A 16,269-nucleotide genomic window follows, 5' to 3' on the forward strand; every position below is an offset into this window, starting at 1 on the left:
CGTAGTTCAGGGCGGGAGGCGGACTTGGCGGAGCGCGGCGGACGAATCCCCCGATCGGATCAGCGGATCGTCACACCGGCAGGGCTGCGTGGGGCACGGAGGTCGTTCCGCGACCGGGCCACGCGAGGTCGTCCACGGCGAGGAACAGCTCGTCGGCCACGGCGGTGGGGGTCGCCCCGGTGAACGCCATGACCTCCCGGTGCAGATGGGACTGGTCGGCGTAACCGGTCTCGGCCGCGACGCGGGCCGCGCGGTCACCCGCGACCAGGCGGTGGGCGGCACGGTCGAAGCGGACCAGCTTCATGGCGCGCTTGGGCGGCAGGCCGAGCTGCGACCCGAACCGGGACCACAACCGCTTGCGGCTCCACCCGACCTCGGCCGCGAGTCCGTCGACCCGGGCCAGGCCATGGCCGGCGACCATCCGGCGCCAGACCCAGGCCACCTCCGGATCCACCGGCGGCCCCGCCTCGTACCGGCGGGCGAGCAGCGCGTCCGTCAGCGCGAAGCGAGCCTGCCACGACGATTCGTCATGGAGCCGCTCACGGATCCGTGACGCCTCCCTGCCCCACACGTCCTCCAACGACACGACGGCGCCGTCCAGTTCGGCGGGCGGGACGCCCAGGACCGCGCCCGCGACCACCGGGGACAGACGCACCTGCACGCACTCGACGTTCTCTCCCCGCGCCCACACCGCGCCTCCGGACCCGAGCCCGGACCCGGCGACGAAGCTCCCCCGCTGCAGGCGCCCCGCGGCACCGTCGAGGACGGGCGAACCGGCGCCGAACTCCAGCAGAAGCGTGACGGCCGGGTACGGGACGATCCGGAGCGCCTCCAGGTCACGGACGCGGAACCCGGCCATGCGGACACCGGCCACCCGGCTCGGCCCCTGCGGGCACGCGACACCCCACACCGCCGCACCGCGCGCGAAGGTCTGCATGCCGCCATGGTACGAGCCGGCCAAGGGGAACATTCGTCCAATACCCGGGCCCGTACCGGCGGAGACAGTGGGCCCATGACCACTGCTCCCGAAGGCGATCCGTACGTGAACGGCGGCGCCGAGACCCCCGAGGGTTCCCTCCTGCCGCTGGACGACGGCGCCCTCCACGTGTCCCAGGACGGCCCCCGCGACGCCCCCGCACTCCTCCTCGTCCACGGGTCCGCTTCCTCGTCCCGCTCGTGGAACCCGATGGTCCCGCTGCTGACCGGAGCCCACCGCGTCATCCGGATCGACCTCCTCGGGCACGGCCGGTCGGCGAAACCGGCCGACCGCAGCTATGCGATCCCGGACCAGGCGCGCCGGGCGGGCGCGGCACTGGACCGGCTCGGTGTCGAGCGCGCCGTGGTCGTCGGCCACTCCAGCGGCGGCACGGTCGTCACCGCCCTCGCCGAAGAACGGCCCGACCTGGTGACCGCACTCGCGCTCGTCAACACCGGCCCCGGCCTGAGCGCCTTCATCGCACCACCGGAATCCGCCGCGATCGACCCCTCACAGTGGCCGCCGACGGACGAGCAGCTCCGGCTGTTCGCGAGCACGGCCTTCAGCCGCGCGGGCTACCGGATCCCGGAAGAGCTCCTGGACGACGTACGCGCGATGACTCACCACACGCTCACCGCGACGATGCTGGCCACCCGCTCCTACCTGGAGCAGCGGGCACTGCCGTCCCGCCTCTCGGTCCTCGGCAAGCCGCTCCTGGTGGTCTTCGGCGAGGACGACCGCAGGTGGCGGTCCTCGTCCGCCGCCGAATACCGCGCCGTTCCGGGCGCGCAGGTCGAGCTGCTGCCCGGACTCGGGCACTCGCCCCTGCTCGAGGATCCGCCGCGGACCGCCGCTCCCCTGCTGGCCTTCGCCGCGATGCACGAATGACCAGGAGGGGTGCCATGCGGATCCTCGTCTCCGGCGCCGGCGTCGCCGGTCCCGTCCTGGCCCACTGGCTCACCCGGCACGGCTTCTCCGTCACCGTGGTCGAGCGCGCGCCGGCCCTGCGCAGGACCGGCGGCCACGCGGTCGACCTGTTCCGGCCCGCGACCGACATCTCGGAGAGGATGGGCGTGCTCCCGCGCATCGAGGAGCGGGCCACCGGCACGAACCGGATGACCGTCCACCGGGAGGGCTCACGGCGTCCCGTCCGGGCGGACCTCTCCAAGATCTTCGGCGCCGCCTCCGACCGGCACGTCGAGATCATGCGCGACGACCTGAGCTCGATCTACTACGACGCCGCACGCGACGACGTCGAGTACGTCTTCGGCGACTCCATCACCGCGATCTCGCCCGACGGCGAGGTGCGGTTCGAGAACGCCGCGCCGCGCCGCTTCGACCTCGTCGTCGGCGCGGACGGGCTGCACTCCAACGTCCGCCGCCTCGCCTTCGACGAGGAGTCCCGCTCCAACTCCTACATCGGGGCCTACCTCGCGGTGCTGACCCTGCCGAACGACTCCGACCTCGACGGGGAGCTCCTCCTCCACGTCGGCGTCGGCCGCACCGCCGGCATGTACGGCGCGCGGCACGTCGGCGACGCGCGGGTGCTGTTCCTGTTCCGGAGCGAACGCGAACTCGACTGCCACCACCACGACGTCCCCCGGCAGAAGGAGCTGCTGCGCGGAGCGTTCGCCGGCATGCACGACCGGGTGGACCGCTGGCTGGACGAGCTCGACCGCACCCCGGCGTTCTACTTCGACTCGATCACCCAGCTCCGCATGGACACCTGGTCGCGGGGGAGGGTGACGCTCGTCGGCGACGCGGGCTACTGCCCCGGTCCGGCCGTCGGAGGCAGTACGAGCCTGGCGGTCGTCGGCGCGTACGTCCTCGCCGGAGAGCTGGCGCGGGCGGGGGGCGACCACACGCTCGCCTTCCCCGCGTACGAGCGTGCGATGTCCACGTACGTACGCGGCAGCCGTGCGGTTGCGCTGAGCGCGGCGAAGACCCTGATCCCCACGTCGCGCCTCGGCGTGTGGGGCCTGGCCCAGGGCGCCCGCCTGATCTCCGCCCTGCCGGCGGGCCCGGCCCGCGGGCTGATCCGCCTCACGACGAAGAGCGCGCGCCTGCACGACGCGATGAGGGTCCCCGACTACCCACCGTAGCCACGGGCACCGCTCCCTCGGGGCGGTACCCACCCGCCCGGACGGCACCCACCCCGTCGCGGACGGCACCCGCCCCGTTGTGGGCAATCGTTCCGCTGGGGCGGAACGGGTGGGCACAACGGACCCGCGCCCTGCCGGCGCCAGAGGCTTCCGCGCCCGAACCCGCACGTGCGGTGCGGCGCGCTGGCGGTGCGGGTCCAGGCACAGGGGGCGGAGGCGCGGCCAGGCGCGCCGTCCCGTGTGCCCACCCGTCCCGCCCCGGCGGGACGATTGCCCACACGGCGGGTGGGCGACGCCCGCCCGGGCGCGGCCCCACACGGCAGCAGGTGCGGGCCCCGCACGGGCCGGGGCGGAGGCTCAGGACGGTGCGGGCCCCGCGGGTGCGGGGTGGGGCGAGGGGTTACCCCTCGAAGGGTCTGGCCGGCCAGGGGGACGAGGCCGGGCGGAGGGCGTCCAGGCCGTCACCCGCCCGCGCCGCCATCAGCGACAGCACCCCCACCACCAGGCAGTTGTTGTGCAGCTCACCCGCGAGGACCCCGCGCACGAGGTCCCCCACCGGCACCCGCGCCAGCTCCATGTCGGCCTCCTCCTCGGAGACCTCGAAGCGCTCGCCCTCCGCCTCGGCGAGGTCCCGCGCCAGGAAGATCCGTACGGCCTCGTCGCAGCCGCCGGGCGTCGTGTAGACGTCGGCCAGGACCCGCCAGTCCTCCGCCTTGACGTGCGCCTCCTCGTACAGCTCGCGCTGGGCGGCGTGCAGCGGGTTCTCGCCGGGGACGTCGAGGAGTCCGGCCGGGATCTCCCAGAGCTTCTGCCGTACCGGGTGCCGGTACTGCCGGAGGACGACCACGCGGTCCTGCTCGTCCAGGGCGAGGACGGCCACGGAGCCGGGGTGGACCTGGTAGTCGCGGCGGTGGACCGAGCCGTCGGGCATGACCACGTCGTCCGTGCGGACACTCGTCTTGGCGCCCGTGAAGGGGGTGGTGGTGGCGACGACCTGCCACTCCTCCGGGGTGTCCTGCACCTGCATCGGCAGTAGTCCTCTCATACGAAAACCGGGGCACGGGTCCCGGAAGGGAACCCGTACCCCGGCAACGTTAACGCCAGAGGACTACTTGCCCGTCTTGCGCTCCACGGCCGCCTTCACCAGGCCGGCGAAGAGCGGGTGGGGGCGGGTCGGGCGGGACTTGAGCTCCGGGTGCGCCTGGGTGGCGACCAGGTAGGGGTGGACGTCCTTCGGGTACTCGACGAACTCGACGAGCTTGTTGTCCGGGGACGTGCCGGAGAAGACCAGACCGGCCTTCTTCTCCAGCTCCGCACGGTACGCGTTGTTCACCTCGTAGCGGTGACGGTGGCGCTCCTCGACGTACGGCTCGCCGGCGTAGGTCTCGCGGACGACCGAGCCCTCGGCGAGCTTCGCCGGGTAGAGGCCCAGGCGCATCGTTCCGCCCAGGTCGCCGGCGCCCTCGACGTACGCCAGCTGCTCCTCCATCGTGGAGACGACGGGGTGCGCGGTGGCGGGGTCGAACTCGGTGGAGTTGGCCTCGGGGATGTCGGCCAGGTTCCGCGCGGCCTCGATCACGATGCACTGCAGGCCGAGGCAGATGCCGAGCAGCGGCACCTTGTTCTCGCGGGCGTACTGGATGGCGCCGACCTTGCCGGAGACGCCGCGGTCGCCGAAGCCGCCGGGGATGAGGATGCCGTCGACGTCGCCGAGCTGCTTGGCGGCGCCGGCCGGGGTCTTGCAGTCGTCGGAGGTGACCCACTTGACCTTGACCCGCGCCTTGTTGGCGAAGCCGCCGGCGCGCATGGCCTCGGTGACCGACAGGTAGGCGTCGGGCAGGTCGATGTACTTGCCGACGAGCGCGACGGTGACCTCGTGCTCCGGGTTGTGGACGCGGTCCAGGAGGTCCTCCCAGACGGTCCAGTCCACGTCGCGGAAGGGCAGGTCGAGCTTGCGGACGACGTAGGCGTCCAGGCCCTCGGTGTGCAGGACCTTCGGGATGTCGTAGATCGACGGGGCGTCGATGGCGGCGACGACCGCGGCCTCGTCGACGTCGCACATCAGCGAGATCTTGCGCTTGATGGCGGTCGGGACCTCGCGGTCGGCGCGCAGCACGATCGCGTCGGGCTGGATGCCGATGTTGCGCAGGGCGGCGACGGAGTGCTGGGTCGGCTTGGTCTTCAGCTCGCCGGAGGGGCCGATGTAGGGCAGCAGCGAGATGTGCACGACGAAGACGTTGTCGCGGCCGACCTCGTGGCGGACCTGACGGACGGTCTCCAGGAAGGGCAGCGACTCGATGTCGCCGACCGTGCCGCCGACCTCGGTGATGACGACGTCGACGTCGTCCGTCGCCATGCGGCGGATGCGGCCCTTGATCTCGTTGGTGATGTGCGGGATGACCTGCACGGTGTCGCCGAGGTACTCGCCGCGCCGCTCCTTGGCGATGACCTGCGAGTAGACCTGGCCGGTGGTGACGTTGGCCGAGCCGTCGAGGTCGACGTCGAGGAAGCGCTCGTAGTGGCCGATGTCCAGGTCGGTCTCGGCGCCGTCGTTGGTGACGAACACCTCGCCGTGCTGGAAGGGGTTCATCGTGCCCGGGTCGACGTTCAGGTACGGGTCGAGCTTCTGCATCGTGACCCGCAGGCCGCGGGCCTTGAGGAGCGCACCCAGGCTGGAGGCGGTGAGCCCCTTGCCGAGCGAGGAGGCGACACCCCCGGTGACGAAGATGTGCTTGGTCGTCGTGGTGTTGGGCGGCATCGCCAAGAGGGGGCTCCCGTGGTCGCGTTCTGGAGGTGCGTACCGGCGTCCCCTCCGGAAGAATCGGGGGGTGCCGTCGCTGCGGTTTCGGGGTCCTCGGCTGTCGCCGTTTCCCACCGGTCCACGGGGTACCAGGGTATCAGCGACATCGGGAGACCGCTTCCGGCCACACGCGGCAGTCGGGTGTTCACGGACGGCGACGTGGCCGTCGGGGGCGGGGGAAGGCGCAGCTCACCCGTGTGGAGCAGCGCGCCGCTCGTGTGATCACTACGGTCGCCGGGGCGGCACGTATCCTGCTCGGACATCGCCCGCCGGGCAGGACCTGCATCGCCCGCCGGGCAGCCCGGCGTCCCCGCCGAGCAGGCCGGCATCGCGTCGCGCGGGCCGGCATCGCGCCGCGCAAGGCGGGCATCCCCGTCGCGCAGGTCTGCGCGTCCCGCACACTGGCTTTGCTGAGACCGCACAGACATCGCAGACATCGCGCACATCAGTAGCAAGCGCCCCTAGGGGCGGACGTGGCCGTTCGACTGGAGTGAAGCACGTGGCCGGGCGCATCGAGGATTACGCACTCATCGGAGACATGCAGACCGCCGCCCTGGTCTGCCGGGACGGCAGCGTCGACTGGCTGTGTCTCCCCCGCTTCGACTCGCACGCGGTCTTCGCCGGGCTGCTCGGCACCGAGGAGCACGGATTCTGGCGGGTGGGCCCGGCGGGTCCGGCGGACGCCGAGCCCGCCCCTGCCGACCGGCGCCGCTACCGGGGCGACTCGCTGATCCTGGAGTCCGAGTGGGACACCCCGCGCGGCACGGTCCGGGTGACCGACTTCATGCCGCCGCGCGACGGCGCGCCGCAGCTGATCCGGATCGTCGAGGGCATCTCGGGCCGGGTGCGGATGCGTTCCTCGCTGCGGATGCGGTTCAGCTACGGCCGGATCGTGCCCTGGGTGCACAAGGTCGGGGAGCGCACGGTCGCGGTCGCCGGACCCGACTCGGTGTGGCTGGACGCGGACGCGGAGACCCACGGCAAGGACCTGACGACGTACTCCGAGTTCATGGTCACGCCCGGGGAGCGGATCACGTTCACGCTCTCCTGGCAGCCCTCCCACAAGGAGCCGCCGGCGCTGCCGGACCCGGAGGGCGCCCTCGAGGCGACCGCCGACTTCTGGAGCGAGTGGGTCGAGCACTGCACGTACCACGGCCCCTACCGGGAGGCGGTGATCCGCTCGCTGATCACCCTGAAGGCGCTGACGTACGCGCCGACCGGCGGGATCGTCGCCGCGCCGACGACCTCGCTGCCGGAGGAGATCGGCGGCGTACGGAACTGGGACTACCGCTACACCTGGCTGCGGGACGCGGCGATCACCCTCTCCTCGCTGCTGCGCACCGGCTACCGGGAGGAGGCCCGCGCCTGGCGCGAGTGGCTGCTCCGCGCGGTCGCGGGCGACCCGGAGAACCTGCAGATCATGTACGGCATCGCCGGCGAGCGGGAGCTCGGCGAGCAGGAGCTGGACTGGCTGCCGGGGTACGAGAACTCGGGCCCGGTCCGGGTCGGCAACGGCGCGGCGGGCCAGCTCCAGCTGGACGTGTACGGCGAGGTCACGGAGGCCCTCCACCTCGGGCACATGACGGGCCTGTCCCGCAACGACTATGCCTCCCTGCTCCAGATCAAGCTGATCAACTACCTGGAGAAGCACTGGGACCAGCCCGACGAGGGCATCTGGGAGGTCCGCGGTCCGCGCCGCCACTTCGTGCACTCCAAGGTGATGGCCTGGGTGGCCGTGGACCGCACGATCAAGCTGATCGAGTCCGGGGACGCCGACGGCCCGCTGGAGCGCTGGCGCGATCTGCGCGACGAGATCCACCGGGACGTCTGCGAGAAGGGCTACGACAAGGAGCGGAACACGTTCACGCAGTCGTACGGCTCCCAGGAGCTGGACGCCTCGCTGCTGCTGATCCCGCAGATGGGCTTCCTGCCGCCGGACGACAAGCGGGTCATCGGCACGATCGAGGCGATCCAGCGCGAGCTGTCCACGGAGGACGGTTTCGTGCTGCGCTACCCGACGGCCGGGGACGAGGCCGGCGTCGACGGCCTGGAGGGCGACGAGGGCGCGTTCCTCGCCTGTTCCTTCTGGCTGGCGGACGACCTGGCGATGATCGGCCGGGTCGACGAGGCGCGCACGCTCTTCGAGCGGCTGCTCGCGCTCCGCAACGACCTCGGGCTGCTCGCCGAGGAGTGGGACCCGAGGCTCCAGCGGCAGGTGGGGAACTTCCCGCAGGCCTTCAGTCACGTCCCGCTGATCGACACGGCGCTGCGGCTGACGGCGAGCGGGGCGTACGGCGGCTAGCGGGGCGTACGGCGGCAGCCGGGCGTACGGCGGCTGAGGGGCGCCCGTGGGGGCCCGGACCTACGATGAAAGGGTCCTGTCGCCCCTCTCGAAAGGGGGGCTCCCATGGCTCCCCACATCTCCGAAAGCGCCCTCGCCGGGCTCGTCGACGACCTGGCCGGTGAGGTGATCATCCCCGGCGGTCCGGACTACGACGAGGCGCGTGCCCTGCACAACGGCATGATCGACCGGCGTCCGTCGGTGATCGCCCAGTGCGCCACCCAGGCCGACGTGTCCAACGCGATCCTGTTCGGCCGCGAGGCCGGTCTGCCGATCGCGGTGCGCGGCGGCGGCCACAGCGTCGCCGGGACCTCCATGATCGACGGCGCGCTGATCGTCGACCTCCGCCGGATGCACGGCGTCGTCGTGGACCCGGAGGACATGACGGTCCGGATCGAGGGCGGGGCCCTCATGAGCCACCTGGACCACGCCTGCCAGCCGTTCCACGTGGCGACCACCGGCGGGCGGGTGTCCACCACCGGCGTCGGCGGCTTCACGCTGGGCGGCGGATCGGGCTGGCTGGAGCGGAAGTTCGGTCTCGCCAGCGACAATCTGCTGGCCGCGGACCTGATCACCGCCGAGGGCAAGCACGTCCACACGGACGCGGAGGAGAACCCGGAGCTGTTCTGGGCGCTGCACGGCGGCGGCGGCAACTTCGGGGTGGCGACCTCGCTGACGATGCGTCTGCACCCGCTGCCCCGGATGAGCATGGCGATGTTGTTCTTCCTGCCCGACAACGGGCCCGAGGTGGTGCGCACCTTCCGCGACCTCGGTCTGAACGCGCCGGACGAGATGGGTGGCGGCGCTATCTATCTGCCCGCGCCCCCGGAGCCGTTCATACCCGAGGAGCTGGTCGGAAAGCTGTTGTGCGGGGCGCTGTTCACGTACGCCGGGCCGGTCGGTGAGCTGCGTGAGTTCGCGGCGCCGCTGTTCGCGCTGAAGCCGGTGGTGGAGATCGTCACGGACATCCCGTACGCGGACCTGCAGTCGATGATGGACGACCCGCCGGGGCTGCGGAACTACTGGTCGGCCGAGTACCTGCGGGAGTTCTCCGACGAGGCCGTGGACGTCTTCTGCGACCGGGGCACGGGGATCCCGGCGGGGACCGCCACCCAGCACGTGCTGTTCCTGATGGGCGGGGCCGTGGCCGCGGGGCCCTCCCAGTACCCGCAGCCGTGGCGCACCGCGCCGTGGGCGGTGCACCCGTTCGCGACCTGGGAGGACCCCGCGTACGACGAGCAGGCGAGGCAGTGGGTGCACGACGTGCGGGCCGACGTGCGGCCGTGGGCGCTCGACGCGACGTACCTGAACTTCGTCGGCGCCGAGGGCGAGCAGCGGATCGTCTCCTCCTTCGGGGAGAGGAACTACCGCCGGCTCGCCGCCGTGAAGGCCCAGTACGACCCCGACAACGTGTTCCGGTACAACCAGAACATCGTCCCGGCCGGCTGAACCGACTCAGCTCGACCGGCTCACCTCGACCGGCTCACCTCAGCGCGGCGATCACCTCCTGGGCGGCGCGCTCGCCCTCGGTGGCCCCGCCTTCCATGAAGCCCTGGAAGTCGTACGAGCAGTGCTCGCCGCCGATGTGGACGTTGCCCTGGGCGGTGCCCTCGTACCCGGCGTACCGGTGGAGGTAGCCGACGGGCCAGCAGGAGTACGCGCCCAGGGAGTACGGGTTCTTGTGCCAGGCGGAGAGCTGGGCGCGGCCGGTGTACGCCCGGGAGGTGCCGGGGAAGAAGGCGTCGATGCCGGCCAGGTAGCGGGTGACCAGGTTCCGTACGTACGGGTCGGACTCGGTGGAGAACGGCCCGGCGGGGTTGAGGTTCCGGGCCAGGCTGCCGCCGCCGTACTGGAGGAGGATGCCGCCGGTGCCGCCCTGGACCTTGGTGGTGTCCCAGGTCTGCTGGACCTCGGTGTCGGTGAAGCAGTCGCCGGCGGAGACCCCGGGCCAGGCGCCGGTGCCGCGCCAGGGCCGGGTGCCGAACTGCATGTTGAGCTTGGTGCAGTAGCCCATGCGGGCGTCCCGCAGCAGGTTGCGCATGAGCGGGTCGAACCCGGCCTGGGAGGTGTCGAGTTGCTGGAGGATCGGCAGCGGGACGCACAGGATCGTGTGGTCGGCGGTGACGGTCCGGGTGGCGCCGGCCTCGGTGAAGGTGAGCGTCTGGGTGCCGTCGCTGTTGGCCCGTACGGCGTTCAGCGACCAGCCCGCCTTCAGGGTGCCGGGGGCGAGCGCCCCGGCGATGGCGTTGGGGAGCCAGTCGTTGCCGCCGACGACGTGGTAGCGCTCGTTGGACAGGCCCCAGATGTTGAAGTTGCCGGGATTGGTCTGGTAGCCCATGAGCAGGACGAGGGCGAGCGAGGACTGTTCGGTGGTGTCGGCGCCGTACTCGACGTTGTAGGCGACGTCGATGAACTTGCCGAGCCGTGAGGAGTGCCCGCCGGGGACCCGGCTCTCGATCCACTCGTACAGCGACATGTTGTCGAGGGCGGTGCCGGTGGGGGTGGTCTGGTTCCACTTCACCTCGCCCGCGTCGAGCAGGTCGCGGTGGAGGGCCTGGTAGACGGCGTTGAAGTCCTCGTCGGCCTGGGCGCGCGGGTAGTAGGCGCCGTTGAACCAGAGGACCTCCTCGGCGCCGTTGGGTCCGCCGCCGAGGAAGTCCTCGGTGGCCAGGCCGAAGCGGCGACAGAGCTCCAGGATCTTCTTGTGGCTGGTGTCGATCAGCTCGCCGCCGATCTCGGAGGTCTGGCCGTACGCCCAGTGGTCCCGCTGGGTGTACATGCGGCCGCCGACCCTGGACGGGTTCGCCTCGTAGAGCACCGGGCTCAGTCCGGCGTCCTGGAGGGTGAGGGCGGCGGTGAGGCCGGAGATCCCGGCGCCGACGACGGCGATCCGGGCGGTGCTCCTGACCGGCGGAGTGGGGGTGGCGGCCGCGGCGGGCACGGCCGAGCCGACACCGACGGCGATGCCGGCGGCGGTGGCGTACTTGAGCAGGGACCGGCGTCCGAGGGCGTCGGCCCTCATGCCGCGCAGCTCGTCGACGGGGATGCCCAGCCGTCGGGCGTCGGCGTGCTCGGCGGCGAGGTTCTTCAGGAGGTGCATCGGGTTGGTGCGTGCCATGGGGCGCTCCTGGAGGTGGGTGGGGTCAGCTCTGGGGTACGGGGGCGGGTTCCGTGCGGGTGTCGTCGGCGCGCTCGGCGGCGTCCTCCAGGACGATCCGGCCGATGATCTCGTAGCGCTCGGGTCGCTTGGCCTTGAGGTAGAAGCCGAGGCCGAGGCCGCCGAAGAAGACGGCGCCGACGATCCAGGGGATCGCCTTGAAGAAGAGGGAGTCGGCGGCGAGCCCTGCCGCGGTCTCCATGTTCATGACCAGCAGCACGACGACGGCGATCATGCCGATGCCGCCGAGGAGCGGGGCCGTGAGGGTCTTGAACCAGTGCCGGTCCTCGGGGTGGTTCTTGCGGAAGTAGCCGATGACGGCGAACGAACACAGCGTCTGGACGATGAGGATCGCCATCGTGCCGAGGATCGCGAGCAGCGTGTAGAGGTGGATGTACGGGTCCTGGCCGGTGAGCCAGAAGGCGGCGACGAGGCCGACGGCGATCACGCTCTGCACGTACGAGGCGATGTACGGCGAGCCGTGCTTCGCGTGCGTCCGGCCGAGCGCCGGGTGCAGGAAGCCCTCCCGGCCGATGGCGTACAGATAGCGCGAGGCGCACTGGTGGAAGGCCATGCCGCAGGCGAAGGAGCCGGTGAGCAGCAGCCACTGGAAGGCGTCGACGGCCCAGGCGCCGATGAAGGTCTGGGCGGGCGCGAAGAACAGGTCGAGGGGGCTCGCGGACGAGGACAGCTTCACGGAACCGGCGAGCCCGTTCCCGGCGATCGTCATCCACGAGACGTAGATGTAGAAGAGGCCGACGCCGATGACGGAGATCAGGGTGGCGCGCGGGATGACCCGCTTGGGGTCGCGGGACTCCTCGCCGTACATCGCGGTCGACTCGAAGCCGACCCACGACCAGAAGGCGAAGAAGAGGCCGAGCCCGGCGGAGGTGCCGGTGAAGGCGTTCTTCGGGTTGATCGGCTCGACCGGGATGCCGTCGGGACCGCCGCCGGCGATGAGGACGGCGGTGGCGACCGCGAAGAGGACGGCGATCTCCGCGACCAGCATCACCCCGAGGGCCTTGGCGGTCAGGTTGATGTCGAAGTACGACAGGACGGCGGTGACGGCCAGCATGACGGCCGCGTACAGGATCCACGGCACGTCCACGCCGAGCTGGTCGGCGACGGTCGTCTTGGCGAAGTAGGCGAAGACGCCGACGATCGAGGCCTCGAAGACGATGTACGCGAGGACGGCGAGCATGCCGGAGGCCATGCCTGCGATCCGGCCCAGGCCGTGCGAGATGTAGCCGTAGAAGGCGCCGGCGGCCGTGATCCGCTTGGCCATGGCGACGTAGCCGACCGAGAAGACGGTCAGGACGAGCGTCGCGAAGAGATATCCGGCGGGCGCGCCGGTGCCGTTGCCGAAGCCCACGGCGATGGGGAGGTTTCCGGTCATCGCCGTGATCGGGGCGGCGGTGGCGACGGCCATGAAGACGACGCCGACGAGTCCGACCGAGTTCGCCTTGAGCCGGTGGACCTCTGGGGTGGGGTTCTCTGCCATGGGCCGAGAGGATCCTCGCGAGTGACGTAGGCCACAATCGACATCCGGTCGCACAATTCCCGCCACAGGGCGACGAGTTGTCGCCCTGGTGTACGAACTGTCCGGTCCCGTGACCGTGCGGTGATGTCGCCGAAACACGGACGCGGGTAGCGTCCGGCCCCATGGACAATCAGGGCGGGATCACCGTGCAGCGGGCGCTCGAACTCCCCGGACTGCGCGGCGGGCTCCCGGAGGTCGTGGCCGGCGCGGACCGGCTGCACCGCACGGTGCGCTGGGTGCACGCGGGCGAGGTGCCGAACATCGCCTCGCTGCTCAAGGGCGGCGAACTACTCCTCACCACGGGCCTCGGCCTGGGCACCCTCCCGGCCGAACAGCGGGCCTTCGTGCGGCGGCTCGCCGACCGGGGCATCGCGGCGCTCGTCGTCGAACTGGGCCCGCGCTTCGCCCGCCTCCCGGCGACGATAGTGGAGACCGCGCGGGCGGCCGGCCTGCCGCTCGTCCAGCTCCACCGCGAGGTCCCCTTCGTCGCCGTCACGGAGGAGATCCACACCGAGATCGTCAACGGCCACTACGCGCTCCAGCGGCAGGCCGAGGAGGTCCACCGGCAGTGCACGGAGGCGCTGCTCGGCGGCGGCGGGGTCCCCCAGGTGCTCCGCATCCTCTCCGACTTCGCCGCCAACCCGGTCTTCCTGGAGACCGCCGACGGACAGCTGCTCTACGCGGCGGGCACCGAGTCCGCGCCCGCCGACCCGCTCCAGGTGTGGGACGGGCTGCGCGGCCAGCGGGCGGCCCGCGAGTCCGGCCCGCCCACCGGCACGGTCCTGGTCGACGTGCCGGGCGGCGGCCCCGGTACGGGTTCGGTGCGGGCCCGCCTGGTCCTCCTGGCGGTCTCGGGCCCCCTCTCCCCCGTGCACCGCATGGCGGCCGAGCGGGCGGCCGGACTCCTGGCCGTCGTCCTCATGCAGGCCCGCCAGGAGGAGGAGCTGGCCGCACGCGGCCGGGGCGACTTCCTGACGGACCTGGCGGAGGGCCGGATCTCGGCGGAGGACGCCCCGGCACAGGCGAGGGTCCTGGGCTTCAAGCCGGGCGACGGCCCGCTGCTCCCGGTGGTGATGCGCCTGGCATCAGAACTGTCCCCCTCGGGCAACTGGGCGCTCCTGGCGCGAGCGGTCCTGGAGGAACTGTCCGCGGTGGGCGTCCCTGCGCTCCTGGGCGTCCGCCCGGTAGAAGGCCGGGTGCCGTTGTTGTTGGGCCTGCGCTCGGAATCGGAACGCACAGCGGTCGCGGACCGGGTGGCGGCAGCACTTCGGGCCGGCGTGGAACGGGCAGGCCTGGAACGCGCGGGGGTGCACCCACCAGTGGTCGTGGTCGGCGTCGCGGGCGGCTGGGCGGCGGCCTCGGCGGGCCTGCGGCACGCGGCTGAGACGGCGACGGCGGCGCAGGGCCTCTCGGACCTCCCCTGGTACGACGCCCGCCGCCTGGACATCGACCTGCTCCTGTGGCGGCTCCGGGACCACCCGGACCTCGCCGCCTTCGTCGACCGCGCGATCGGCCCGCTGCGGGACCACGACGGCACGTCCCGCCCCCCGCTCCTCCCCACCCTCGAGACCTACCTCGCGCACGCGGGCCGCAAGGCGGAGACCGCCCGCGAACTCCACCTCAACCGCCAGACCCTCTACAACCGCCTGGCCCGCATCTCCGAACTCCTGGGCACGGACCTGGACGACCCCCAAACGGTCCTGGCCCTCTCCCTGGCCCTGAGAGCCCGCCGCCACACACCGTAGGCCCCGCCCGGGGACCCACACCCGACCGTGCGGCGCCCCGCTGCCCGCCGTGTGGCCCCGCGTCCCGCCTCGTGCGGGGCCCGCGCCCGGCTGGGCCTTCGTCCCGCGCCCGCGTGGTGCCCGCGCCCGGCCGGGCGGTGCCCCGCTGCCCGCCGTGTGGGCAATCGTCCCGCTGGGGCGGGACGGGTGGGCACACGGGACGGCGCCCTTCAGCGGCGCCTCCGCGTTCCGCGCCTGGACCCGCACCACCGCCGCGGCGCGCTTCCGGTGCGGGTCCAGGCGCGGGAGCCTCGGGCGCCGGCAGGGCGCGGGTCCGTTGTGCCCACCCGTTCCGCCCCAGCGGAACGACTGCCCACAACGGGCGGGGCGCAGGCCCACACGGGCGCGGGTCCACACGGGCGCGCGGCGCAGGCCCAGGCGACGGCTACCGTCCCGACAGCTCGTCGTACACCGACAGCACGTGCGCCACCGTCTCGTCCTCCGTGGGCCACGACCCCGCCTGCACCCGCCCCGCCGCCGCCAGGTCCATCCTCCGGTCCGCGTCCTCAAGGAGTCCCCGCACCGCCCCCGCCAGGGCCTCCGCGTCCCCGTACGGCACCAACTCCGCCGCGTCCCCGACGAGTTCCGGTACGCCGCCGACGGCCGTCGCGACGAGCGGCACCCCGAGCCGCAGCGCCTCCTGCGCGAGCAGGGAGCGGGCCTCCCACCGCGACGGCAGCACGGCGACATCCGCGGCCGCGAGCAGCTCGGCGACGTCGTCCCGCCGCCCGATGAGCCGCACGGAGAGCCGTTCCTCGACGATCCGCCGTTGCAGGAAGGCCCGTTCGCGTCCTTCCCCGGCGATGACGAGCAGCGGTTCCGGATCGAGCCCCCGCCACAACCGCGCCGCGTCGAGCAGCGTCCGGTACCCCCGCCCGCGTTCGAGCGCCCCGACGGCCATGAGCAGCGGCCGGTCGACGGCGCCGAGTTCGGCGCGGGCCTTGCCGTCGTGGAGGCAGACGGGCCCGCGCGCGGGGGGCACGGTGACGGGGGCGAGGCGGGCGTCCCGGGCCCCGCGCCGCCGGGCCCGGTCGACGAGTTCGGAGGAGGTGCCGAGGACGACGGTCGCGGCCCGCGCGGTCTTCCGCTCCAGGAGCCGCAGCACTCCGCCCCGCGCCCCGTCGACGTGGTTCCGGCTGTGCCAGGTGGTCACGAGCGGGGTCCGCGTGCCCCCGGCCAGCGCGAGCGCGGCCCGCACGGAGGCCTGGAGGCCGTGCGCGTGGACCACGTCGGCGCCGATGCAGGCGTTGCGGAGCGCGGTGACGGTCGCGGGGTCGCCGAGGCGCGGCAGGGGCACGAAGTGTGCGCCTGCGCCCAGGTAGTCGTATGCGCGGTCGAGTTCGGCCGGGGCGCACACGGTCACCCGCACGCCCCTCGCCACCAGCCCCGAGGCAAGTGATCGGACGTGCGCGCTGCTGCCCGCGCCGCCGCCGCCCAGCACTTGGACCGTACGGAGCTGTGTCACGCGCCCAAGGATGCCAGTCCGTGCCCCCGACCGTACGCACGTTCCGGCACCGAAATGGCGTCGTTCCCCTGCGCGGAAGGCGTACGGCACGGCGACCCACACCA

At 72.6% G+C, this 16,269-nt stretch carries 11 protein-coding genes; 5 read left to right on the forward strand and 6 right to left on the reverse strand.

Annotated elements, in window-relative coordinates:
* Positions 1-70: 70 nt before the first annotated feature.
* Positions 71-937: a helix-turn-helix domain-containing protein gene (locus SVTN_RS08485; protein ID WP_041128517.1), complete on the reverse strand. Its 867-nt coding sequence runs from the start codon at positions 935-937 to the stop codon at positions 71-73.
* Between the two features lie 75 nt (positions 938-1,012).
* Here SVTN_RS08485 and SVTN_RS08490 point away from each other — a divergent pair, with 75 nt between their 5' ends.
* Together SVTN_RS08490 and SVTN_RS08495 are read left to right on the forward strand one after the other, a co-directional pair.
* Complete coding sequence (locus SVTN_RS08490; protein ID WP_052499025.1) at positions 1,013-1,864, forward strand: alpha/beta fold hydrolase; 852 nt, start codon at positions 1,013-1,015, stop codon at positions 1,862-1,864.
* 14 nt (positions 1,865-1,878) lie between these two features.
* Entirely contained in the window at positions 1,879-3,078 is a 1,200-nt protein-coding gene (locus SVTN_RS08495) for an FAD-dependent monooxygenase (protein ID WP_041128518.1), read from the forward strand.
* Positions 3,079-3,478: 400 nt separating this feature from the next.
* Here the strand turns inward: SVTN_RS08495 and SVTN_RS08500 are convergent, their stop codons facing one another.
* On the reverse strand, positions 3,479-4,105 hold the full coding sequence (locus SVTN_RS08500) for an NUDIX domain-containing protein (protein WP_041128519.1): 627 nt from the start codon (positions 4,103-4,105) through the stop codon (positions 3,479-3,481).
* 81 nt (positions 4,106-4,186) lie between these two features.
* Entirely contained in the window at positions 4,187-5,836 is a 1,650-nt protein-coding gene (locus SVTN_RS08505; protein WP_041128520.1) for a CTP synthase, read from the reverse strand.
* A gap of 541 nt (positions 5,837-6,377) precedes the next feature.
* On the opposite strand from SVTN_RS08505, the gene SVTN_RS08510 reads away from it, so the two are divergent.
* Positions 6,378-8,180 (forward strand): glycoside hydrolase family 15 protein, encoded by a 1,803-nt coding sequence (locus SVTN_RS08510; protein WP_041133703.1) that lies wholly within the window; start codon positions 6,378-6,380, stop codon positions 8,178-8,180.
* A gap of 105 nt (positions 8,181-8,285) precedes the next feature.
* Positions 8,286-9,668: an FAD-binding oxidoreductase gene (locus tag SVTN_RS08515; RefSeq protein ID WP_041128521.1), complete on the forward strand. Its 1,383-nt coding sequence runs from the start codon at positions 8,286-8,288 to the stop codon at positions 9,666-9,668.
* 34 nt (positions 9,669-9,702) lie between these two features.
* Here SVTN_RS08515 and SVTN_RS08520 read toward each other — a convergent pair whose 3' ends face one another.
* Both SVTN_RS08520 and SVTN_RS08525 read right to left on the reverse strand, forming a co-directional pair.
* Positions 9,703-11,337: a flavin monoamine oxidase family protein gene (locus tag SVTN_RS08520; RefSeq protein ID WP_041128522.1), complete on the reverse strand. Its 1,635-nt coding sequence runs from the start codon at positions 11,335-11,337 to the stop codon at positions 9,703-9,705.
* 25 nt (positions 11,338-11,362) lie between these two features.
* Positions 11,363-12,877 (reverse strand): APC family permease, encoded by a 1,515-nt coding sequence (locus SVTN_RS08525; RefSeq protein ID WP_041128523.1) that lies wholly within the window; start codon positions 12,875-12,877, stop codon positions 11,363-11,365.
* Positions 12,878-13,038: 161 nt separating this feature from the next.
* Between SVTN_RS08525 and SVTN_RS08530 the strand changes: the two genes are divergently transcribed.
* Positions 13,039-14,661, forward strand: a complete 1,623-nt coding sequence (locus SVTN_RS08530) for a PucR family transcriptional regulator (RefSeq protein ID WP_041128524.1) — start codon at positions 13,039-13,041, stop codon at positions 14,659-14,661.
* Between the two features lie 424 nt (positions 14,662-15,085).
* On the opposite strand, the gene SVTN_RS08535 is transcribed toward SVTN_RS08530, so the two are convergent.
* On the reverse strand, positions 15,086-16,165 hold the full coding sequence (locus SVTN_RS08535; RefSeq protein WP_078908255.1) for a glycosyltransferase family 4 protein: 1,080 nt from the start codon (positions 16,163-16,165) through the stop codon (positions 15,086-15,088).
* Positions 16,166-16,269: the final 104 nt, after the last annotated feature.

Source organism: Streptomyces vietnamensis, from assembly GCF_000830005.1.
In the GTDB taxonomy this organism is placed as follows: domain Bacteria; phylum Actinomycetota; class Actinomycetes; order Streptomycetales; family Streptomycetaceae; genus Streptomyces; species Streptomyces vietnamensis.

Bases quoted from the DNA above. Each gene is read 5' to 3' on its own strand.
- SVTN_RS08530 (WP_041128524.1), top strand. From the start codon at position 13,039: ATGGACAATCAGGGCGGGATCACCGTGCAGCGGGCGCTCGAACTCCCC.
- SVTN_RS08495 (WP_041128518.1), top strand. From the start codon at position 1,879: ATGCGGATCCTCGTCTCCGGCGCCGGCGTCGCCGGTCCCGTCCTGGCC.
- SVTN_RS08500 (WP_041128519.1), bottom strand. From the start codon at position 4,105: ATGCAGGTGCAGGACACCCCGGAGGAGTGGCAGGTCGTCGCCACCACC.
- SVTN_RS08520 (WP_041128522.1), bottom strand. From the start codon at position 11,337: ATGGCACGCACCAACCCGATGCACCTCCTGAAGAACCTCGCCGCCGAG.
- SVTN_RS08525 (WP_041128523.1), bottom strand. From the start codon at position 12,877: ATGGCAGAGAACCCCACCCCAGAGGTCCACCGGCTCAAGGCGAACTCG.
- SVTN_RS08485 (WP_041128517.1), bottom strand. From the start codon at position 937: ATGCAGACCTTCGCGCGCGGTGCGGCGGTGTGGGGTGTCGCGTGCCCG.
- SVTN_RS08505 (WP_041128520.1), bottom strand. From the start codon at position 5,836: ATGCCGCCCAACACCACGACGACCAAGCACATCTTCGTCACCGGGGGT.
- SVTN_RS08490 (WP_052499025.1), top strand. From the start codon at position 1,013: ATGACCACTGCTCCCGAAGGCGATCCGTACGTGAACGGCGGCGCCGAG.
- SVTN_RS08515 (WP_041128521.1), top strand. From the start codon at position 8,286: ATGGCTCCCCACATCTCCGAAAGCGCCCTCGCCGGGCTCGTCGACGAC.